Origin of the sequence: Massilia agilis, from assembly GCF_024756255.1 — a bacterium.
GTDB classification, from domain to species: domain Bacteria; phylum Pseudomonadota; class Gammaproteobacteria; order Burkholderiales; family Burkholderiaceae_D; genus Telluria; species Telluria agilis.
Window position 1 is genome coordinate 1,117,978 of record NZ_JANUHB010000002.1, and the last position, 19,641, is coordinate 1,137,618.

31 protein-coding genes are annotated in these 19,641 nt (G+C 58.7%); 19 read left to right on the forward strand and 12 right to left on the reverse strand.

What is annotated here, in order from left to right:
- Positions 1-92: 92 nt before the first annotated feature.
- From NX774_RS12040 to NX774_RS12080, 9 genes are all read right to left on the reverse strand, one after another.
- Positions 93-1,049 carry a recombination-associated protein RdgC gene (locus NX774_RS12040; protein WP_258822414.1) on the reverse strand — a complete coding sequence of 319 codons (957 nt, stop codon included), beginning with the start codon at positions 1,047-1,049 and terminating at the stop codon, positions 93-95.
- 34 nt (positions 1,050-1,083) lie between these two features.
- A complete protein-coding gene (locus NX774_RS12045) occupies positions 1,084-1,212 on the reverse strand; it encodes a hypothetical protein (RefSeq protein ID WP_258822415.1) in 129 nt (42 codons plus the stop codon).
- On the reverse strand, positions 1,209-1,604 hold the full coding sequence (locus NX774_RS12050) for a hypothetical protein (protein WP_258822416.1): 396 nt from the start codon (positions 1,602-1,604) through the stop codon (positions 1,209-1,211). The genes NX774_RS12045 and NX774_RS12050 overlap by 4 nt, the downstream gene beginning before the upstream one ends.
- Entirely contained in the window at positions 1,597-2,628 is a 1,032-nt protein-coding gene (locus NX774_RS12055; RefSeq protein ID WP_258822417.1) for a DUF7666 domain-containing protein, read from the reverse strand. The genes NX774_RS12050 and NX774_RS12055 overlap by 8 nt, the downstream gene beginning before the upstream one ends.
- 39 nt (positions 2,629-2,667) lie before the next feature.
- Positions 2,668-2,856: a hypothetical protein gene (locus NX774_RS12060; RefSeq protein ID WP_258822418.1), complete on the reverse strand. Its 189-nt coding sequence runs from the start codon at positions 2,854-2,856 to the stop codon at positions 2,668-2,670.
- Entirely contained in the window at positions 2,853-3,131 is a 279-nt protein-coding gene (locus NX774_RS12065; RefSeq protein ID WP_258822419.1) for an XkdD/Y8K6 family phage-associated protein, read from the reverse strand. The genes NX774_RS12060 and NX774_RS12065 overlap by 4 nt, the downstream gene beginning before the upstream one ends.
- 155 nt (positions 3,132-3,286) lie before the next feature.
- On the reverse strand, positions 3,287-4,333 hold the full coding sequence (locus NX774_RS12070) for a DUF4214 domain-containing protein (RefSeq protein WP_258822420.1): 1,047 nt from the start codon (positions 4,331-4,333) through the stop codon (positions 3,287-3,289).
- A gap of 300 nt (positions 4,334-4,633) precedes the next feature.
- Positions 4,634-5,110 carry a hypothetical protein gene (locus NX774_RS12075; RefSeq protein WP_258822421.1) on the reverse strand — a complete coding sequence of 159 codons (477 nt, stop codon included), beginning with the start codon at positions 5,108-5,110 and terminating at the stop codon, positions 4,634-4,636.
- Between the two features lie 11 nt (positions 5,111-5,121).
- Positions 5,122-5,943 (reverse strand): XRE family transcriptional regulator, encoded by an 822-nt coding sequence (locus NX774_RS12080; protein ID WP_258822422.1) that lies wholly within the window; start codon positions 5,941-5,943, stop codon positions 5,122-5,124.
- Between NX774_RS12080 and NX774_RS12085 the strand changes: the two genes are divergently transcribed.
- Positions 5,942-6,142: a helix-turn-helix domain-containing protein gene (locus NX774_RS12085; RefSeq protein WP_258822423.1), complete on the forward strand. Its 201-nt coding sequence runs from the start codon at positions 5,942-5,944 to the stop codon at positions 6,140-6,142. The genes NX774_RS12080 and NX774_RS12085 overlap by 2 nt on opposite strands.
- A gap of 97 nt (positions 6,143-6,239) precedes the next feature.
- Positions 6,240-6,818, forward strand: coding sequence for a toxin YdaT family protein (locus NX774_RS12090; RefSeq protein WP_258822424.1), 579 nt, complete (start codon positions 6,240-6,242; stop codon positions 6,816-6,818).
- Here NX774_RS12090 and NX774_RS12095 read toward each other — a convergent pair.
- Positions 6,815-7,333 (reverse strand): hypothetical protein, encoded by a 519-nt coding sequence (locus tag NX774_RS12095; RefSeq protein WP_258822425.1) that lies wholly within the window; start codon positions 7,331-7,333, stop codon positions 6,815-6,817. The genes NX774_RS12090 and NX774_RS12095 overlap by 4 nt on opposite strands.
- Here NX774_RS12095 and NX774_RS12100 point away from each other — a divergent pair.
- The 8 genes from NX774_RS12100 (at position 7,332) to NX774_RS12135 (ending at position 12,480) form a co-directional block, all read left to right on the forward strand.
- Positions 7,332-7,631, forward strand: coding sequence for a hypothetical protein (locus NX774_RS12100; RefSeq protein WP_258822426.1), 300 nt, complete (start codon positions 7,332-7,334; stop codon positions 7,629-7,631). The genes NX774_RS12095 and NX774_RS12100 overlap by 2 nt on opposite strands.
- 199 nt (positions 7,632-7,830) lie before the next feature.
- Positions 7,831-8,811 carry a phosphoadenosine phosphosulfate reductase domain-containing protein gene (locus NX774_RS12105; RefSeq protein WP_258822427.1) on the forward strand — a complete coding sequence of 327 codons (981 nt, stop codon included), beginning with the start codon at positions 7,831-7,833 and terminating at the stop codon, positions 8,809-8,811.
- Positions 8,808-9,809 carry a YdaU family protein gene (locus NX774_RS12110; protein WP_258822428.1) on the forward strand — a complete coding sequence of 334 codons (1,002 nt, stop codon included), beginning with the start codon at positions 8,808-8,810 and terminating at the stop codon, positions 9,807-9,809. The genes NX774_RS12105 and NX774_RS12110 overlap by 4 nt, the downstream gene beginning before the upstream one ends.
- Before the next feature lie 9 nt (positions 9,810-9,818).
- On the forward strand, positions 9,819-10,571 hold the full coding sequence (locus NX774_RS12115) for an ATP-binding protein (protein ID WP_258822429.1): 753 nt from the start codon (positions 9,819-9,821) through the stop codon (positions 10,569-10,571).
- A gap of 16 nt (positions 10,572-10,587) precedes the next feature.
- Complete coding sequence (locus NX774_RS12120; protein WP_258822430.1) at positions 10,588-10,956, forward strand: hypothetical protein; 369 nt, start codon at positions 10,588-10,590, stop codon at positions 10,954-10,956.
- Positions 10,953-11,498: a DNA N-6-adenine-methyltransferase gene (locus NX774_RS12125; RefSeq protein WP_258822431.1), complete on the forward strand. Its 546-nt coding sequence runs from the start codon at positions 10,953-10,955 to the stop codon at positions 11,496-11,498. Before NX774_RS12120 ends, NX774_RS12125 begins: the two co-directional genes overlap by 4 nt.
- The gene (locus NX774_RS12130; protein WP_258822432.1) at positions 11,495-12,106 is read left to right on the forward strand and encodes a recombination protein NinG; all 612 of its coding nucleotides are present in this window, start codon (positions 11,495-11,497) and stop codon (positions 12,104-12,106) included. The genes NX774_RS12125 and NX774_RS12130 overlap by 4 nt, the downstream gene beginning before the upstream one ends.
- Positions 12,103-12,480, forward strand: coding sequence for a hypothetical protein (locus tag NX774_RS12135; protein ID WP_258822433.1), 378 nt, complete (start codon positions 12,103-12,105; stop codon positions 12,478-12,480). The genes NX774_RS12130 and NX774_RS12135 overlap by 4 nt, the downstream gene beginning before the upstream one ends.
- A 406-nt stretch (positions 12,481-12,886) precedes the next feature.
- On the opposite strand, the gene NX774_RS12140 is transcribed toward NX774_RS12135, so the two are convergent.
- Together NX774_RS12140 and NX774_RS12145 are read right to left on the reverse strand one after the other, a co-directional pair.
- A complete protein-coding gene (locus NX774_RS12140) occupies positions 12,887-13,327 on the reverse strand; it encodes a type II toxin-antitoxin system HicB family antitoxin (protein ID WP_258822434.1) in 441 nt (146 codons plus the stop codon).
- 71 nt (positions 13,328-13,398) lie between these two features.
- Positions 13,399-13,578 carry a type II toxin-antitoxin system HicA family toxin gene (locus NX774_RS12145; RefSeq protein ID WP_370660423.1) on the reverse strand — a complete coding sequence of 60 codons (180 nt, stop codon included), beginning with the start codon at positions 13,576-13,578 and terminating at the stop codon, positions 13,399-13,401.
- Between the two features lie 131 nt (positions 13,579-13,709).
- Between NX774_RS12145 and NX774_RS12150 the strand changes: the two genes are divergently transcribed.
- The 9 genes from NX774_RS12150 to NX774_RS12190 all read left to right on the forward strand — a co-directional run bounded on the left by NX774_RS12150 (position 13,710) and on the right by NX774_RS12190 (position 19,637).
- Entirely contained in the window at positions 13,710-14,309 is a 600-nt protein-coding gene (locus tag NX774_RS12150) for a hypothetical protein (protein ID WP_258822436.1), read from the forward strand.
- 481 nt (positions 14,310-14,790) lie between these two features.
- Positions 14,791-15,006 (forward strand): hypothetical protein, encoded by a 216-nt coding sequence (locus NX774_RS12155; RefSeq protein ID WP_258822437.1) that lies wholly within the window; start codon positions 14,791-14,793, stop codon positions 15,004-15,006.
- Entirely contained in the window at positions 14,993-15,193 is a 201-nt protein-coding gene (locus NX774_RS12160) for a hypothetical protein (RefSeq protein ID WP_258822438.1), read from the forward strand. Before NX774_RS12155 ends, NX774_RS12160 begins: the two co-directional genes overlap by 14 nt.
- 6 nt (positions 15,194-15,199) lie before the next feature.
- Positions 15,200-15,514 carry an HNH endonuclease gene (locus NX774_RS12165; protein WP_258822439.1) on the forward strand — a complete coding sequence of 105 codons (315 nt, stop codon included), beginning with the start codon at positions 15,200-15,202 and terminating at the stop codon, positions 15,512-15,514.
- Between the two features lie 94 nt (positions 15,515-15,608).
- The gene (locus NX774_RS12170) at positions 15,609-15,917 is read left to right on the forward strand and encodes a hypothetical protein (protein WP_258822440.1); all 309 of its coding nucleotides are present in this window, start codon (positions 15,609-15,611) and stop codon (positions 15,915-15,917) included.
- Positions 15,914-17,584, forward strand: a complete 1,671-nt coding sequence (locus NX774_RS12175) for a terminase large subunit (RefSeq protein WP_258822441.1) — start codon at positions 15,914-15,916, stop codon at positions 17,582-17,584. The genes NX774_RS12170 and NX774_RS12175 overlap by 4 nt, the downstream gene beginning before the upstream one ends.
- A gap of 2 nt (positions 17,585-17,586) precedes the next feature.
- On the forward strand, positions 17,587-17,745 hold the full coding sequence (locus tag NX774_RS12180; RefSeq protein ID WP_258822442.1) for a hypothetical protein: 159 nt from the start codon (positions 17,587-17,589) through the stop codon (positions 17,743-17,745).
- Complete coding sequence (locus NX774_RS12185; RefSeq protein WP_258822443.1) at positions 17,745-18,968, forward strand: phage portal protein; 1,224 nt, start codon at positions 17,745-17,747, stop codon at positions 18,966-18,968. Before NX774_RS12180 ends, NX774_RS12185 begins: the two co-directional genes overlap by 1 nt.
- 9 nt (positions 18,969-18,977) lie before the next feature.
- Positions 18,978-19,637, forward strand: a complete 660-nt coding sequence (locus NX774_RS12190; protein ID WP_258822444.1) for an HK97 family phage prohead protease — start codon at positions 18,978-18,980, stop codon at positions 19,635-19,637.
- The last annotated feature ends 4 nt before the right edge of the window (positions 19,638-19,641 follow it).

Genomic DNA, 19,641 nt, shown 5'->3' on the forward strand with positions numbered 1-19,641 from the left:
TGCTTCCTGATCGATCTGATCCATCTCGGCTTGGAATTCGCGGGCCACGCGATGGTTGGTTGATCGAAGACGAGAAAGCATTCTCGCGTTAGCTATTTCTTCCCGGTCCCGGCGCTCTTGCTCGGTTTCGGCTCGGTAGATACGGCGTCGTTTTGCTGGCATGTTTCACCTCCAAGCGCCGCGACCAGGTCGCGGAACAGTTCCGCGAGCTCACCAGCCATCAGCACAAAGTCATTATCGAAACGTTCCGCGTCGTCATATGTCGCGGATTTCCCTTCTGCAATCACGTCAAGCGGCTTGACGGATTTCAGCGAAAGATTCTCAGTTAGGACGAACGAGATCCGGTCCATCCAGGTAAGCGCAAGGCGCGTACATTGCTTCCCGGCCGCGATATGGCGCCGCATGTCGTCCGGCTCGAGCGCATGGCGCCGGTAGCCGACTTGGGCCTTGCTCTCGCCAGTCGCGCGCATGGTGGCGTCCTGGTCGATCGTGAAGCCGGCCGGTGCCTCATCCATCTCCAGCCAGCCGGTCATCACCGCTACCGGCGAGCGCTGCACGCGTAGGGATTCCAGTGGCATCTTGTCCACAGCTTTGAGCAGAAACTTGATCACGTCGTCAGCCTTGCTCGGGATCGCGGCGTCCACCACCAGCCAGCCGTTCACGGGATCGATCCACACCCAGGTGTTCTCGCGCTTCGGAAAGGCGCGCGGCAGCAGCTCGTCGGCGGCGCGCTCCTTCAGTTCCTTCATCGCCTTCTTCCCCGGCGGGAAGCCCTGTTGCTCTTCCAGTTCAGCCGCTTTCGCTGCTGCGACCTGTTTCACGACTGCCGCCGGCAGGATCTTCTTTTCGGTGGCCAGCACCAGCAGCATCTGACGGTTCACCACATGCACCAGGCCGCCATTTTTGCGGGGTGAATCCCACCCGTAGCGCAGCAGTTCGTTGCTGCTGGGCGGGACGAACGATTGCGTCTTGAGCATGGTTGCGAGCGCATTGGGCTCGACGTTCCACGGTGCCGGAAGGCGGTACAGCTGCAGGTTCTTGAAAAACATGGTCTTCCCCTAGTCTTATGGTTGTTGGAATTGCTCAGGCGCGGCGAATCGACACGCCCAGGGCGCCGGCGTCGTACGCTGCATCCATCAGTGCATCGCGGTTCCCGATCGCGTCGTACGTGCGTTCTCCGCTCTCATCGCGGACGGTGATCAGGTATCTCATTGGCTGATCTCGACACCTTGAAGGCACAGGATTACGGTGCGGACGATCGCCGCCATGATTGCTAGTTGCTCGTCAGGATGGTCTGCAAACCTCTCGGTTACCGATTGAGTCGCCGTCCGGCTAAAAGCCGTTACCGAGCCCTCGACGGTGTTCTGCGCGATGCTCAACCCATACCTTCCCAGGAGCGGACCCGCGCTCTGCCACTCGCGGCGCCACCGCGGAACAGGAATCGCATCACGAGCACCACTGGTATCCCTACGCTTTGGATAAAGCCAGGTAGTAGGCGTTAGGTCAGGCGGCATACTTACCTTGTAGTACTTGAGCAGGCCAGCCAACTCGACTTCATCAGCGAAGAGCGCGCGCAGGTATGCTTGATCCATCGACTTAGTCATTCTCTGCATCCACGCACTCTACGAATTGTCCTTCTGCATCGAGCGAATACCAGACTCCGGCCTTGATACCGTTATCACCGACCTTGCTTGCGCGGATATGGACCAGTTGATCTTCGTCGTTCCGGTAGACGAGAACGATGGCACCTGTTTCGCCAGCCATCGCCCGCCCAGCGTAACCACTAGCCATCGCGACAGAATGAGGGCCGGTGGCCGAAGCCGCACCGCTGTCGCCGGTGGCCGAAGCCGCACCGCGGGTGCCGGTGGCCGAAGCCGCACCGCTGTCGCCGGTGGCCGAAGCCGCACCGCTGTAGCCGGTGGCCGAAGCCGCACCGCGGGTGCCGGTGGCCGAAGCCGCACCGCTGTCGCCGGTGGCCGAAGCCGCACCGCTGTCGCCGATGGCCGAAGCCGCACCGCGGGTGCCGGTGGCCGAAGCCGCACCGCTGTAGCCGGTGGCCGAAGCCGCACCGCGGGTGCCGGTGGCCGAAGCCGCACCGCTGTAGCCGGTGGCCGAAGCCGCACCGCTGTAGCCGGTGGCCGAAGCCGCACCGCTGTCGCCGGTGGCCGAAGCCGCACCGCTGTAGCCGGTGGCCGAAGCCGCACCGCGGGTGCCGGTGGCCGAAGCCGCACCTTGCGCCTCTTTTGAGTACGCTGGCGACTCCGGATCGACCGGATTGCAGCGCGAAACCGTGTATTCGATGGCGGCTTTGATCAGGCCAGGCAGGGTTATTTCGGCACTGACCTTGAGCACCTTGCTCGCCACCTTCGTATCTTCGCTATGCCGGCTCAACTCGCCCGACTGCTCCACGATCGCGAATTTATTACCGGCCGGCGGATAGTAGTTGAGCACGTCCAAGGGATACTCGCAGGCATGAAAGCCGGAAGCGCAAGCCTCGACCTTGCCGTCATGGGTGAAGGTCTCACCGAGTGCATACTGAAAGCCGCGGCACCGCCAGTTCTGGTCGAAACCCTTGTAAGAAACTATCACCTCGTCTGCGGCCGGATTGTCTTTGATACTGTCGCTCATCTGCATCCCCTGTTTTGGAAGTTTGGTTTGTGTTTTGTGCTACCAGTTGCGGATCTGCTCACGCTGCGCACGCAGCTTCATCTGGCGGAGGTGCTGCTGATAGAGCTTCGCAGTCGTATTGCCGTGGCGCCCGAGAAGCGAAGCGCAGGCGCCCTCACTACGTTTGAAGCGCCAAGCGTTCAGCCAAAGCAGCGGGCGCTTGAGCGCTTTGCGAAAGCTGGCACTCATTCCGCTGCTCCAGTAGCCTTGGCAATCACGTCTCGGACTTTCGCGACGAACTCGGCCGGGAGGTACGGAAACAGGTCATCGACCAACACTTCCTCAGCGATTTCAAGCAGCTCGGGCGCCGCGGAGATCAGGCATACGTTCGCCTCTGCTTCATCAACGCCCATGTGCGACCGGCACTCGCAGATCACGCCCGTGGGCGAACTGATGGTTCGGTCCTGGCCGTCGCGTTTCCATGGCCCTTTGGTATGCGCTACTTTCGTCCCGCTGCTGTTCATCCCTACTCTCCTTCGCCTCACCTTAGCTACTGCTGAGCTCGTTGCGTTGGAGATACTATACGATTGCGTATCGTCAAAGTCAATGCGAAAACGCATAATTTTTGTCGTAAAAAAGCCCGCTCTCGGCGGGCGTCCGGGATGCGGGACCTCTACGGCTAGAAGGTATATTCGTACCCAGCGTGCAGGGAGCCAATTACTTGTGCCTGGTTTTCGGGGCTTTCGCTGAACGAAAGTAACATATCAACCACAGTGATCGATTTGTTATTGAGTAAGCCCAGCCAAAAGTCAAATCCGGACTGGTCGGGCGGCCGGTGCAGGACGTTCTGGTACACGCCTAACAAAACCTGAGAGTTCGTCGGCGTTGTACCGAACATCGACCTGAACTCATTTGACCCGACAAACGCGGTCGCAACGGATTGCATTGTCGCGCCGTGATTGAGCTGCCCTACCCAGTAACCTAGTCCTGCAGCATCAGGGGCACGGTTAAAAGCTGCTTGGTATAGCCGATACGCTTGCGCCGGGATGCCGCTGGTCTCGAAAGACATGATTTCATCAAAAAACTGGATGCGCTCGACGTTTTGTAGGGTATCTGTGCCGCTTAAACCATCGGTATCAGTCACGGTAACGACCCCGTCCTTAACGATGACTGAGTAATGGGCTCGCTGGCGACCCAATACGAAAGTGTCGGTACCCGCGCCTCCATTCACGTCATCGCTATCCTCGGTGCCTAATATCCTGTCGTTTCCGTCACTCCCGGCAATGATGTTCTTCTTCATCCCTGGAACGGTGTCCAAGTCTTCAAACACGCCTGCTGCCACTGCCTTGTTCGAGCTTGAAGAGCCCTGATACCATGACGCGCTGAAATAATAGAGCCCTGTATAGGGTGCTATGAAACTAGTGTGGTCGTACCCGTAAGCCATCTGGCCATCATCAACGGCGATAACATTACCCTTGTTGTCGTAGACCTCAAGGATAAACGGGTCGAAAAAGCTGGAGCTCACCACGTCATAAGTTGCGCCCTTGACCCCACTGAACACGAAGGTGTCGTGAAGAATTGCATAGTTTTCCGTGGAGGCAAACAGAGCTGCGTTTTCCCAACGTGACAATGAAGGATCAGTCTCCTTAACCAGTGTCAGCGTTCGCGCCGACTGCATAGCGGCTAGCGATAAGTCGGGTAGGTAATCGTATGTGTAGTAAGTCATGGCGCGCTTGTATCAATTCTTATACCGAACCGCCTACAGTTTATCTTTTCACAACCGAAGCAAACTCACCAATTGTTTCTATTGGCATCAAAACGAAGCCGCACCAGCCGGTGGCGCCTGTACACTGAGGCAATCTCTGTCTCTGCAGATGAGCGTGACGGGATACCCAGGGAAGTGGAGATCGAGCCGACGCAATACCTCTTCTCCCTCTCCGCAAATAAGATCGCAGGGCACGAGAGCGACTATCAGTCGGACTTGGTTGAGCGTTGCAATCGCAGCTTGGACCTTCGCAATGGTCACTCAAGCGCCTTTCACGCAAAGCTCACTCCACTTTGCTTTGAAGAGGTCACTGCGCGCCATCTTCTCGAGCTCGTCTTTAGGCGGAGCTGTGAGACCTGGTATCTGGTCGCGGTACTTGTTAAACCGGTGGAGGATAGTGGTCTCTTGGTCGAGCAGCGCCATCGTCTTCTCATGCGTCTCCGGGCCAAGCGGGCCCTCATCCTCCAGATAGGGACCGATCTGAACATTGGCGATGAACTTCTTAAACCCGACATATCCACCCATGCCGTTCTTCGAATTCACCTCCCCGCATAGGGTGCCGGTAGGGCCGAGGAACTCATTGCGGAATTGGGCACTATCGGGGTCGCGAAGAACTTCAAGAATGGGCCCCCGTGCGGCAGGGATAGCAAACCAGGCTTCGCGCTTGGACAGATAGATGCCGCCGGCTGTAATCAAAATCACAGCCGCTACTACAGCAACGAAGCCGGTGCGCCCCATCCCTATCCCCTTTATAGTCGTTCGCTCTCTCGCTTTACCACCCGCCCAACGATGATGCACTCGCTACCTTCGCAGCTTTTGCGATGGTACTTGCGCTGGTCGGCATTATCAGACGTCAGCCACCAGCGGCCTGCGTCGCGCGTTAGACGCTTAATGACAGGCTCCCCCTCATAGTTGAAGGCATAGACCTGCCCGTCGACTGCCTTGGTATCGGCCGTATTAACGATGACCAGGTCGTCCTGATAGAGGGTCGGTTCCATGCTGTCTCCCTTAACCCTTACCGCGATCAGGTTCTTAGGGTCGTAACCGCGGCGCTCGATCCACGCAACGGGCACAGTAAGGGTTGTCCCATCATAAGGCTCTGGTTCAACCTGAAACCCTTTGATCCCAGCGGAGAGGCGGAGACGTACCTTGGCAATGTGAATTAACCCAGCATCATCCTCCCCTGCCGCCTCCACTCGTTGGAAAGTCCCGGGTGACAACCCGCGACCCGCCTGGTCGTTAGCCAGGTCCTTGTCTCGGAGGTCCGCCACGGTAACGCCGAAGAAGTCGGCTAAGGGCTGAAGCGTCCTTGTACGCGGGTCGGTGCTTTCCCCTGTGAGGATCCTGTGAATGGTCGGTTGGGGGACCCCGGCCTTCTTCTGAAGCTCGTATGGGTTCGTGCGAGCGCGCGCGATCAGCCACTCGAGGTTCTTCTTTACCTGAAGGTTGGGTTTATCCATCTGACAAATATGCGTTAGCGCATACTCATCACGCAACACATTATGCTGTTTCGCATTGACAGCAATACGTTTTCGTATAGAATGTCCAGAAACAACTTTCTCGGTGGCCATGGAACTACGTACCCCTCAAGCGCTGGTTAAAGAGCTGTTAGACGCCGGCTGCTCGCAAGTGGAGATAGCCGATATCGCTGGCGTGAGTCAGCCGACGATCAGCCGGATTCTCTCTGGCGAGCACGAGGATCCGAAGAGCTCGGTGCTCATCAAGCTCACAACGTACGCGGATGAGGTAGCCACGCGCCGGACCGGATGAGTAGTTCGGGCTTGGTGGACGAAGTCGTCTTTGTTCATTTTCAGGTCCCTGTCTTCTAGTTGTTAACACAAGAATAAATTCACAAGGGGAAACAGTCATGAAGAGCAATCCTCAGCCGCAGGCCGCTACCTCGATTCTCCGCACCGAGATCGAGAACTGGCGCAATGCCAATGGGTTGAGCCGCGAGAGTGTGGCGATCAGCGTCATCGAGGCACACGCACGCCTGGGCGCCGACATCGCGACCGGGATCACGTTCGACTCGAGCAAGAAGGATGCGTACGACCGAGCGAAGACCGCGGCACAAAAGCTGTATCGCTGGCTCGATGAGGCGGGCAACCTGCCGGCCGATATGCTGATTTCAGTCGTGGCGATCCTGCCTGCCGATCTGCAGCTGCACGTCCTGAACCAGATCATGCGTCCGCTGGCGCTGGAAGCCCGTAGCACTGAACAGACATTCGAAGGCTGCCTTGATGCCGCCACACTGGCAAGTTCACTGGTCAAGGAGCAGTCCGAGGCAGTGGTGGCGGTTCTCGCCGCCGGCAACAACCAAACGCCCGAGGCGCTGATCGCGGCCCGGAAAGAAGCAGTTGACCTAGCCGAATCCACCGCCAGCACGATCCGTGCGATCGATGCTGAGCTGGCAAAGCACGACAACAAGCTGCGCGCTGTGGGTTAGCCCGGCCAGCCAGTGCTCGAGTAGGCAATCGGTCTCGGTGTTTTAGTGGAAATCTGAAGATGAACTTTGCAATCGGAGTTTTGGCAGACCAGCGCGATCTGTGTCGCATTCTCGGTGCGTTTGAGGATCGACTTCTTACTGTTGTTGCGGCAAGCCGGGCATATGTAATGCATCGGCTCCAGTCCACGATGAGCATCGCGCAATGCGTAGGCGAGTACGCCCGGCGCCACCTCCGCAAGCTCATAGCGATCGAAGTCCGCCTTTTCGGCCTTGACTCGACCAAGTTCATCTTCCAGTTCGCGCTTCTCACGCAAGAGCGTTTGATATTCGGCCGCTCTCTCCGCGTCTGCAATCACGAGGTCATTGAGCTTGCTGTTCGCCTCGAAGAGTTTTGCCAGCATTTCATTCACCGCTGTGAGGCGTTGGGTTTCATCACGGAGCGACACGAAACCTTTCACAAGTGTGACCGCGGCATTAAGGCTACTCGTCGCTTGGGAGATGAGGGTGAAGTCCATGTCGATCCTTTCAGGGATTCTTGCTAGGAAACGGCAATTTAGCACGGCGATAAGGCCGAAGCATTTTTTTACTTTGACAGGCGCCAAAGAGCGCCAAACCGATAACGAGGGAACCCTGATGGATGAACCGATGATCTCGCGCGATACGATCCGCGCCCGGGCCCGCGATGCGTTTGCACGCGGTGCCGACCGTGACCAGCACGGCTTTGAAAGCCACCAGTACGGCGCCATCACCGAATGGCAGGCCGAGTGGGACCGCTGCCAAGCGGAGAACCAGGACGAGCTGGAGGCCGCGTAATGTGCGCTAATCCCCACTGCGATCTTTGCCGTCCTCGCGCTCGAGACGCCAGCTCCCCCAACGTACAGTCTGCTCCAAGCAACGGCCCGGTCATTGACCCGCATCAGGTAGCGGAACTGTTCGCAAAGCTGCGCCCTTACGGGCAAGCCGTTGTGTGGGCTTCCCTTACCTCTGCTGCACGGCTGGACGGGGTCAAGCCGTGAAGGTTCGCAACATTCTCTCGTACAGCGGCGGCAAGGACAGTGGCGCTACTGCTTGCGTCGCAATAGCGCAGGAAGTCGATCCCGAAACCTTCGAAGCTGTCAGTGCTGATACCGAAAACGAACTTCAGGTGACGTATGACCACTGGTCCTACTTTAGCGAGTGGCTGGTGCAGCATGGCTATAAGCCGTTACGAATCGTAAGGGCTGATCTCACCTCAGAAATGGAGGCAAAGCGGCAGTTCTTGCTGCGCATTGCCGCCGGCGAAGAGGTCGATAAGCGCGGCAAGCACAGGTGGACGCCGGAGCTGGCAGCACGGGCCGCCGAACTAATGTCCCCGACGGGGAATGTCTTCCTCGACCTGTGCATGATTAAAGGGATGTTCCCTTCGCTCAAGGGCGACTGGTGTTCGGAACGTCTCAAACGCGACGTGCTTATCGAGCAGGTGCTGCTACCGGCCTGTGAAGCCGGCGGCATGGTGCTGTCATGGCAAGGAGTGCGAATCGACGAAAGCCCGCGGAGACGATTATCGCTGCAAGGAACGGGGGCGTGCGTACGAACGTGTGACGAGGTCGGCGGCGGACTGTTCAACTATCGGCCCATCCTTCGATGGAACATCAATGACGTGTTCGAGGCGCATCGGTACATGGGCCTGAAGCTGAACCCGCTATATGCGAAAGGCTTTAAGCGTGTTGGCTGCGGCCCATGTAAGTACGAGGTAAAGGACAGCGTATTGCTGCTGTCGAGGCACTTCCCTGAAGCGATCGCGCGTCTACGTGAATGGGAACGGATCGTCACCTTGGTTAGCAAGATGGGTATGCCGGCCACGTTCTTCCCAATTGCCGATGGTCGCGGTATTGGCATCGACGAAGTTGTCGAGTGGTCGAAGACCAGCCGTGGCGGAAAACAGTACGACATCCTCCGCGTCGACGACCAGATGCCAACAATGTGCAGCTCACTTCACGGCCTCTGCGAATGAACTACTTCGAGCTCCACATTGGCGACTATGCCGAGGCGACGGCGCACCTTTCGTTCGTTGAGGACGCGGCCTATATCCGCTTGCTTCGCAAGTGCTATGCCACCGAGAAGCCTTTGCCGGCGGACGTAAAGGCCGTCCAGCGCCTGGTAGCGGCTAGATCGAAAGAAGAACGCGACGCCGTCGTAACGGTCCTCAATGAGTTCTTCACCCTGGAGGACGACGGCTGGCACAATGAGCGCTGCGATGCTGAGATTGCGCGCTTTATCGCGGGCGAGCCGGAACGCGAGATCAAGAAGGCGAACGAAGAGAACCGCGTCAAGCGTCACCGGGAAGAGCGTGCACGCCTGTTCAAGCTTCTTACCGAGGCTGGCCAACACGCGCCCTGGAACATCAGCATGCAGGAGCTGCGCGAGCTGGTGAAGAAGCTGCCTGCAACTACTGGACGCGCCACTGCAACGGAACCTGTAACGTCACCTGTAACGTCACCTGTAACGGCACCTGCAACGCCTGCAACGGCTACCCAATCACCAATACCCAATACCCAAACACCAGAAATAGATTCTGCAATCTCTCTACAAGCCTCAACTGATGCTGGCGCTGGTACACCGCCGGAGAGAGATCACCCAAGCGAACCGTTACAGCTCGCCCGCAACGTGCAGATCTCGTTGCTGCTGCGTGCCCAAGGCGTCAGAGTTACTGCAAGCCATCCGACCGTGGCTGTCACCTGGGCGCAGAACGACGCCGTGACCGACGCCCTGCTGATCGCCGCCGTTGGCCGGGCGAAGGAAGCGCTGGGCAAGAAGAACCGGAGCGATGTATCGATCGGCTACCTCGAGCCCATCGTCGCCCAACTGCTCGCCACGCCGGCGCCATCCGCTACCGGCGGAAAGTTCAACGTGGCCGGACTTGACCACAGCAGCACCACCGCAGCTATGACCGAAAGCATGCAGCGCCACGGCGTAACCGTGCCGGTAGATGGCGAAATCACGTTCAACTAGGGGGAGAACATGGACCGACTCAATGCACCGATGCCCGCCGGCTTCCACGAGGTGGACGGCACTTGCGAAACCCACGGCATGCAGATCGTCTACCTGCACCCGAACTTCGGCGCTCGCGCCTGGTACTGCCCCGAATGCCACTTCAAGGCGTGCCGTGACGCCGATGCCGAGCGCCAGCGCAAGGAGCGCGCAAAGGATCTCCACGCTATCGCGGATGTGCCAAAGCGCTACCGCGGCCAAGATTTTAAGGCGACGACGGCACCGCACCGGGCCGTCCGGATGCAGGTCAAGGCATTCCGTGACGCGATCGCCGCTGGCCGTAAGTGGGCCGTCCTCGCGTTGATCGGCCTCCCAGGCACGGGGAAGACGCTCGTTGCGTCCGAGCTGGCCGAATCGCTGATCAACAGCCTGTCGATTAGCGTCCGCTACTGCACGGCCAAGCAGATGATCTCCGAGATTCAGGTGGCGTACAGCCCGTCCGGCAAAGCCCAGGGGATGACTGAGGAAAGCGAGGTTCAGCGCTTCTGCCGCTATGACCTCCTGATTCTCGACGAGATCGACGCCACCCCGGACACCGAGAACTCGAAGCTGCTGCTCACGGAAGTCATCAACCGCCGGTACAACGCCGAGCTGCCTGTCGTCGTGATCAGCAACCAGGCTTTCGAGAACCTGGGCAAGTACGTGACCGACCGAGTAGACGACCGACTGCACGAGAACAGCTTCGTGTGCTCGTTCGACTGGCCGAGCTTCCGTCGTGCTTAACAACACAAATCAGACCATGAGCAAACTCACCAAGCGCCCTTCGGCAGCACGTAGCGCCGCCCAACTAATTTTCGCAGAAGGGCCAAAATCCCGCGAAGAGCTCTATTCAGCGGTCGACTTTGGCGATCAGCCGGCCAAGCGCACCGCTATGTTGCGGGAAGCGGTCAACAGCGGTTGGCTCGAAGTTCGCACTGACGGGAAATACGACCTGACGCAGATTGCACTGGAGATGCTGGAGCAGGAGGAAAGACCGGTAGCACGGAAGCCCGCCGGAGAAATCGCCCTGCCCCGCTCCATCAATGTCATGATCCGGCAACCGTACGTTCCGCCGAAGCGAATAGCACGCAGCGACGAACCCGAGTGGTCGCGGAGGGTTAGTGCATGAGCGCATCGCATCGTTTCGACAACGCCAAGCGTCGCCGGCCAGACGATCACGCCCGCCAAGCGATGCTTACTCCAGCATATGTACTTGAGCCGGTGCGATCATTGCTCGGCGGCTTTGATTTAGATCCGTGTACTGAGCCTGGTAACCCGACCGACGCCCGCGCCTTCTACTGTCTTCCCCAGGACGGATGCTCGCTCCCTTGGGATGGCGATACGGTCTGGTGCAACCCGCCTTATGGCGAAGCTCGAGATCGCTGGGTAACTCGGTGTATCGCTGAGGCACGGATGGGCAAGCGAGTCGCCCTGCTGATCCCAGCGCATCCCGACACGCGGACGTTCCAGAAGGCTTTGCTCGCTGCCGACTCAATCCTGTTCTTCAAAGGGCGCCTCAAGTTCGGGGTGTTGCGAGAGAACGGACGCCAGGAGGCAGCGAGCCACGGTTCTGCTCTGTTTGGCTTCAATGTTGACCTGACGCCACTGTCGTCGCTTGGTGTCGTTGTGGTACCGCGGCAGGTTCAACAATGCCTGAGGGTGGCAGCTTGACCTTTTCTAGAACCTCCGACCAGCCGCGCAAACGTAGGAAGCGCAAATGTGCGGTGAAGTCGTGCCGGGCAGAGTTTGAGCCCCGCTCGATTTCGCACAAAGCATGCGGTTCGGTATGCGCAGAACTCTTAGCAGTCGCACAGCGACAACGAGCCGAGAGAAAACAGGAGCAGGAAGATCGAGCTGCCACGAAGAAGGCGCTGGAGAAGTTCAAGCGCAAGCCAACGTGGCTGCTCGAGGCTCAGAAAGTATTCAACGCCTACCGCCGCGAGGTATGCCGGATTGCTGGTCATCGCTGCATTTCGTGTGGTCTACCTCTGGACTGGAGCGGAAATCAAGTCGACGCGGGCCATTACCGGAGCGTGGGCAGTGCTGCTCACCTCCGTTTCGTAGAACAGAACGTATGGGCTCAATGCAAGCACTGCAACAAGCACTTGGCCGGCAACCACGTCAGCTACCGAATTGGTCTGATCGCTCGTATTGGACAGGCGGCGGTGGAAGCGCTGGAAGCCGACCAAACCGAGCGCAAATATTCTATTCCCGAGCTCAGGGAAATCATCACCACGTATCGGCGGAAGCTGAAGGAATTACAAAAGGAGGCCGCTTGAGCCAACAAAAAGACATTGAGAGCCGCCTGCAGAACTGGTCCCGCTGGTGCCAGGTCCGCACACGGCCCTCTGACGCCAACAGCATCACGGGCTTTATTTGCGACCGGATGCGCAAGGCAGCGCTGGGGAATGTCTGGAGTGGACACGAGGTCAGCGATCCGGTGGACGAGGTAGACGCGGTGCTGCTCGAGCGAACCGTGGTGAAGCTCATTCCAAAGCAGTTCCTACTGTTGAAGATGTACTACGTGACTCGCCTACCAGCGGACATCACATGCCGGCGCCTGCGGATCCGCGTCCGGCCGTCACTCCATTTTGACCAAGCGATGACCGAGGCGAAAGCGGCAATCGAAAAACTTCTAACTCTGGAGGCATGATGGGCTGGGCGGTAGGGTTTGATAGGAAGTGGAACCGCGACATCGGTTACGGCGTGCCAGCGCATTGCGATCATCCCGATTGCAATAAGGCCATTGACCGTGGCTTAGCCTACGTCTGCGGTGGCGAGCCGTACGGAGGCGAAACTGGTTGCGGTCTGTTCTTTTGCGAGCAGCATCTTGCCTCTGGCCATTGCGAGCGGTGCACTCGCCACCGGGCTCCATTCAGCCCGAAGCCTGACCTCCCCGCTTGGATAAGACACAAGCTCAAGGACGAAAGCTGGCAGCGCTGGCGCAAATTGCACCCGAAAGAAGTTGCAGCTTTGCGCGATCAGCAAAAGAGATTCCGCACCAGACTTGCGAACGATATCTGATGCGGAATCCTCACCATGGTTCGAAGATCGAACCACTAGGGCTGAGCAAACAGGCTCTGATCGTTTCCGATCCCGAGTTCCAAGTGCTTACCGAGAGCTGAGATCGCATCCGCAATACGGTCAATCTTCGTCGAATGCTCCAAGTCCGTGAGCCGATTGACCTCTTGCCTGGTCGTTCCCATTCGCCGCGCAAGCTCAGATGGCGCCACGTCTTGCGCAAGCATTTCGTTCATAAGAAAAACCTTTGCGGCCACACTTGGCGGTAGCTCTACAAGTTGCTCACCTCGACGTGCCTTTGAAGGAAGTGGTACGGGGCGCTTTTCAGACAGATAAACCCCCATGGTCTCACGCAGCACATCGCGTGCCATAACCATTGCGTCATCCTCGTCATCCCCTTGAGTAATTGCTTCGGGAAGATCTCGGAACGCAACCACTATTCCCTCGGGCTCTCGGGTAAAGGTCGCTGGATATTTCATAGGTTTGCCCTTTTCTAGGTGCGTTGAATCTTGATGTGGTGATCGTAGGGAAACCCCTTTCGGGGCTCCCCTCACTTTAGTTTTAGTTGCCTCTTCACACCCTCTACAAGCCCTGTTGCTAGTTCCTTGCTTGGGTGCCTCGGTAGGAAGCTCGTTCTGCCGTTCAGTTTGACTTTCGTGTGTCGCTTGCCTTCTTCGAACGTCGCGCCGTACTGCTGGAGCCACCTGACAAACTCACTTTGTTTCACCACACCTCCTTTCGTTCAGTTGATGAGATAATTGTAATCAAAATTGGTTACACTAGCAAGAGTTTTCGTAAGCATTTTTGTTGACTGTTGCCATGTGGAAACGTTATGCTGTTGAGACTTACCTAGAGGAACACATGAGCTTTGCAAAATACTGGCTCGCGGCAGCTGCCCTGCTGCTGTGCCTTGCGAGTTCCGCGATCTTGCTCTATCAAGGTCATCCGATATACGCATTGTCCACGTCCCTTTTTGCGGTCTTGGCGGGGTACGCGATCCTCCGCGGTCTGCTGGAGAGTTTCAGAGACCCGATGTGTAGAGGGGCCTTCGGCTTGATAACGTTGGTCTCAATTGCCGGCGTCATTGCCGAAAGTGACTTTTTCAATGCAAATCTACAAGAGGCATATAGAAGCGCTGTTCTTGACCTCCAATCGCTTTCTGAACGATGCCCGCCCACGACGCCGGAAGCCTATCGGTTAGGTACGGAAGGTGCCGCTGCATGCGCAGCTCAAGCTTATGCCGACCAAGCAAGCGCCACGGTTGACCTCGCAAAGGCCCGGTACCTGGGCCCAGTAGACAGCCTTATATCCAGCGTAACAGCCATGCCGACGAAGGCCACTACAAGACGGTGCGCAACGATAGTGAAAGAAGCCCTTCGCATCTGTCCTTATGGCCTCCCATCTCTGAACGATGATGAGAAAAAGGCGATATTCGCCGCGGCCGAGAAGGAATCGCGATAGTACGTTGACAGTGCGAAAGCATAAGAGCAAAATCCTGTCTGACAATTTATTTCCGTCGATACAAAGACGAGACAGGGTTCCCGATGGGAGCCCCCGGCGTCTCCGGAAGAAACGTAAAGCCCGCCCCGAAAGGTCAGCGGGCTTTTTGCTTTGGTACTAGCTCAGACCATGCGTGTACACCCACGCGATGAGCAACGCTACGTCGTGTATCAGGGAAAAGATTGGCCGGTAGTGCTTGGCAAAGCGGCAAATGCGTTTTATGTAAGTTTGCATATTGGTTGACAGGCTGTTGATCCTATTGTGGTCCCGATGCTCAGTCTGCTGCTCTAGGCAAGGGAGTTCTTGTGGTGGGATTTCCGGGCATTGTCCGTTCCGCGAGCCACGGTATGCACACCCCCTCTTGTAGTTTCAGTGTCCCCGCCGCCTGTTCTGGCGGTACTCGGCCCGGCCTTGGTGCCGGGCCTTTTTTTGGACATGCGCCATGACGCCAGCCGAATACGCCAGCGCGATCGTGCGCGCGGTTATGAATGAGAACGATGCCATGTTGAGCTCCATCGCCCAGCGTCAGGCTGAGAGCGCGGAGGCGATGAGCATCCTACTGGCCAAGGGCTACGGGACGAGCGGGATGGGGCTGGCGGCACTGGTACGGCTGGTTCCTGTGGCGAACCTGGGAGGGAATGAGCATGAACAAAGCTGAGATGAAAGTCGGTGAAGCCCTGTCGTGGTATGCCCGCAAGTGGTGGATGCGCACGCGTACTGTGCAGGCCGAAGCGACCAGTGAAGGCATCGGTGCATCGGCCGAGCTGTACTGCCCTTGGTTGGCCAAGCCGCTCGACTGGCTGCACGCTGCGGTCTTCGGTAGCGCGAAACAACAACCTGTCTGAGCCTCGATGCGCGTCACCACCCTCAAGCCCCGTATCCAGGCCGCCAACCTCTCGCGCATTCAGGCGGCTCCCAACGTCGCGGTCGAGCGCAAGCGTGGGTATGCCGGCGTCAAGGACCGGGAGCGGATCCGCGCGCGCGACTGCGGGCTGTGCCAGGCATGCAAGCGCGAGGGCAAGGTGACCCTAGGCGTAGACGTTGACCATATCCGCCCTCTATGGGAAGGCGGGAGCGACGACGACGATAATAAGGAGCTGCTGTGCACGCCTCACCACGAGGCCAAGACGGCGGCTGAAGCGGCTCGCCGCGCCGGCGGAGGCTGACCAGGGGGGGCATCCGATCTTTGGGCCCCTTCGGGCCGACACCGCATGGTCTCTCACGCGCAAAAAAATCCCTCCCGTATCAAATCGAAATCAAATGGCCGGCGTTAAAGGACGAAGCGGCGGCGCCCGTCCTGGGGCCGGTCGCAAACCAAAAAAACCAGCAGCGACAGGGCTAGCTGACCCGCTCGATTTCTTGAAAGCGGTATGGCTGGGCGAGGTTGAGGCAAACGTCGCCCAGGTGCGAGCCGCGACCGCAGCCCTGCCCTTCATGCACAAGAAGCTTGGCGAAGGCGGCAAAGCGAAGGACGATGCCGAGGCAGCTCAAAAGGAAGCGGCCGGTGGAAAGTTCGGTCGGCGTGGCATGCCTCGACTTGCCGCCGCCGATGGGAAGGCAGTTAAGTGAACGACTGGACTACTGCATGTCCCGATTGGGAATCGCGGATCGTCAAGCGGGAGAGCTTGATCGTTTGCCCTCCCTTGTTCCCATCCGTGGCGGACGAGGCGTGGGATATGTGCAGTGAGTTTCGGTTGACCGACGTAATGGGTCAGCCACTGCTCGGTGATGCCTCGCTTCCCTGGTTGCGGAACTTCGTTCGGGCAGTGTTCGGCGCCGAGGATCCGGAAACCGGCCGGCGCCACATCAACGAATTCATGCTCATGGTGAGCAAAAAAAACGCGAAGTCCACGATAGCCGCGGCAATCATGCTTTGCGCCCTATTGATGAACTGGCGAAAATCGGCTGAGTTACTGATCCTCAGTCCGACTAAGGAGATCGCGGACAACAGCTACAAGCCGATCCGCGATTTCATCAAGGCAGATGAGGAGCTGTCTGCGCTGTTGAAGGTGCAGGACTACTTCCGGACGATTACCCACAGGGAGACCGAGGCTACCCTGAAAGTGGTAGCTGCGGATAGTGACACGGTATCCGGGAAAAAGGCGTCATTCGTGTTCGTGGACGAGCTCCACGAATTTGGAAAGCAGGCCAAGGCATCAAACATGCTGCTCGAGGCGACCGGTGGTCTAGCGTCCCGGCCTGAGGGCTTTGTCATCTACGCGACGACACAATCTGCCGAGCCGCCCGCCGGCGTATTCAAGGCGAAGCTGGACTATGCCCGCAAGGTTCGGGACGGCAAGATCGTAGATAAGAAGTTTCTTCCGGTGATCTATGAGTTCCCGCCCGCGATGCTTGAGGGCGGAGCGTATCGGGACCTCGAGAACGCCTACATCACGAACCCGAACTGGGGCGCTTCAGTAGATATCGAGCGTATTACCCAACTGTACAGCCAGGCGAAGGAGACCGGCGAACAGGAGTTCAAGGAGTTCCTGGCCAAGCACTTAAATGTGGAGATCGGTCTGAACCTACGCTCTGACCGCTGGGCCGGCGCCGACTTTTGGGAGCGACAAGGCGAGAAGGGGCTGACGCTGGAATCCCTGCTCGATCGTTGCGAGGTCGCAGTGGTCGGGATCGATGGCGGCGGCTTGGATGACTTGCTGGGCTTCGTCGTGATCGGCCGTGAGAAGGAAACTCGGCGCTGGCTGCTGTGGGCTCACGCCTGGGCACATGAAATCGTGCTCGAGCGGCGGAAAGAGGTGGCGAGCAAGCTGCTGGACTTTGCGAAGGATGGTGACCTCACACTCGTTAAGCAGCCAGGCGATGACGTGGTAGCGGTGGCCGATGTGGTCTGCCGCGTGCGGGACGCCGGCCTGCTTCCGGAAGAGAAGTCAATCGGCGTGGACGCCGCTGGCATCGGTGACATTGTGGATGAACTTACCGCGCCAGGGCGCGACTTCACGATGGAACAGATCGTCGGCATTTCGCAAGGCTGGCGCCTTGGTAGCGCGATCAAGACCACGGAACGCAAGGTTGCCGGCCGGGAGTTGGTGCACGGTGGGCGGCCCATGATGGCCTGGTGCGTCGGTAACGCCCGTGTGGAGCCGCGCGGGAACGCGATCTTGATCACTAAGCAGGCATCGGGCTCGGCAAAGATCGACCCGTTGATGGCGGCATTTAACGCGGCCTCGCTGATGGCCCTTAACCCGGCTGGCGGTGGGCAGTCCTTTTGGGAGTAGCAATGAAAGAGCTGTTTGCGCATTTGCCCGACATTTTGATGCTGGCTGGCGCCGCTGCTATCTCATTCGGCGCGGGAATGGTATCCATGCCGGCGGGCTGGATCGTGGGCGGCGCTTTTGCTCTGGCAGGCGGTGTCATATTGGCGCGGGGCGATAAGTAATGGGCATCCTGGCACGCGCGGTCGAGCGCAAGAGCACCGGTAACGTGTGGGAGCGCTGGATTGAGCTGATGGATATGGGAGGCCGCTCCAAGGCTGGACCTACCGTCAATCGCGACACGATCTGGAAGGTCTCCGCGGCCATGGCCTGCATGCGCGAGATCTCTCAAGGGCTGGCGCAGGTGCCTTTCAAGCTGATGCAGGACTATGAGGACGCAGGCCTGCCGCGAAAGCGTGTAGCCCGCGACCACAAGATGTACGACCTGCTGACTGCGAAGCCGAACGGCTGGCAGACCTCGTTCGAATTCATGGAAACGCTCGGGCTGCATGCCAGTCTGGGCAACGCCTACGTCTTCAAGAACATGTACCGCGGCGCCGTGGGTGAGCTGATTTTGCTGAACCCAAGTCAGGTGAAGGCCGAGCAGAAAGAGGACTGGAGCATAAGCTACAAGGTGCGCGGAAAGTCTGGCGGGGAAGTTGATATTCCGGCGGCTCAGATCTGGCACGTGCGCGGTCCTAGCTGGGACGGTTTCCTTGGGATTGACACGCTGTACGTGGCAAAAGAGGCTCTTGGTCTGTCGCTGGCGCTCGAGGAAAGTGCCGGGGCTCTTCATGCCAACGGTGTACGCCCTTCGGGCGTCTACTCGGTCGAAGGAACGCTCACACCGGACCAGCACAGCAAGCTGGCTGCCTGGCTGAAGCGTGAAGCCGGCGGCGCTGGCAATACCGGCGCTCCGCTTGTGCTCGACCGTGCCGCCAAGTGGCTCTCTACAGCAATGACCAGCGTGGATGCGCAGCATAAGGAAATGCGTGACCAGCAAATTGAGGAGGTCTGCCGGTTCTTTGGCGTGCTGCCGTCGATCATCGGCTACACCGGCGATAAGGCAAACACGTACGCCAGTGCGGAGGTGATGGAAAACGCGCATAAGGTGCGCACCCAAGGCCGTTGGTACAAGCGTGTTCAGGACTCGGCAAACGTCAACCTACTGACGGATGCCGAGCGCGCCAAGGGCTACTACTGGAAGTTCATCACGAACGGCCTGATGGCCGCATCCGCCAAAGACCGCGGCGAGTACTACGGTAAGGCCCTCGGCTCCGGCGGCTCGCCGGCGTTCATGACGCAGGATGAAATCCGCGCCCTCGAGGATCTGGACCCAATGGGTGGCGAAGCCTCCAAGCTGCCTCCGCTACAAGGCAAGCCTGCCGTATCGAATCCCCCTAATTAAAGGGAAATCATGGAAATAAAGTACATCGAGCGCCCCTTCGAAGTGAAGGCGGTGCAGGAGAATGGCGTCTTCGAAGGCTTCGGCAGCATCTTCGGAAACGTCGATCTGGACAACGACATCGTTGCACCTGGCGCCTTCACTGAGTCGCTCGCCCAATGGAAAGCATCGGGCCGTTTGCCCCCGATCCTGTGGCAGCACCGTTCGGGCGAGCCGATTGGGCCGTACCTGGAGATGCAAGAACAGGCGGCTGGTCTTTGGGTTAAGGGCCAGCTGCTCGTGGACGATGTGCAGCGTGCCCGCGAGGCCCGGGCGCTAATGAAGGCCAAGGCTGTGAACGGCCTTTCCATCGGCTATGCGGTCCGCGAAGATAGCTATGACAGGGTAACGGGCGTGCGAACCCTGAAAAAGGTCGACCTGTGGGAGGTTTCCATCGTCACCTTCCCGGCAAATCCCTCGGCGCAGATCAGCTCCGTCAAGAGCGCCATCGACGCCATCCAAACCGTGCGCGAAGCGGAAGAGTTCCTGCGGGATGCAGGACTCAGCAAAGCGCAGGCCGCGGCCTTCATCGGCCGCTTCAAGTCCCTGTCGGGCCAGAGGGAGTCTGGCGACGAGCTGGGCGACCTGGTGGCTTCGATCGTGAAGTTCACCGAACCAACCACCAACTCCTGAAAGG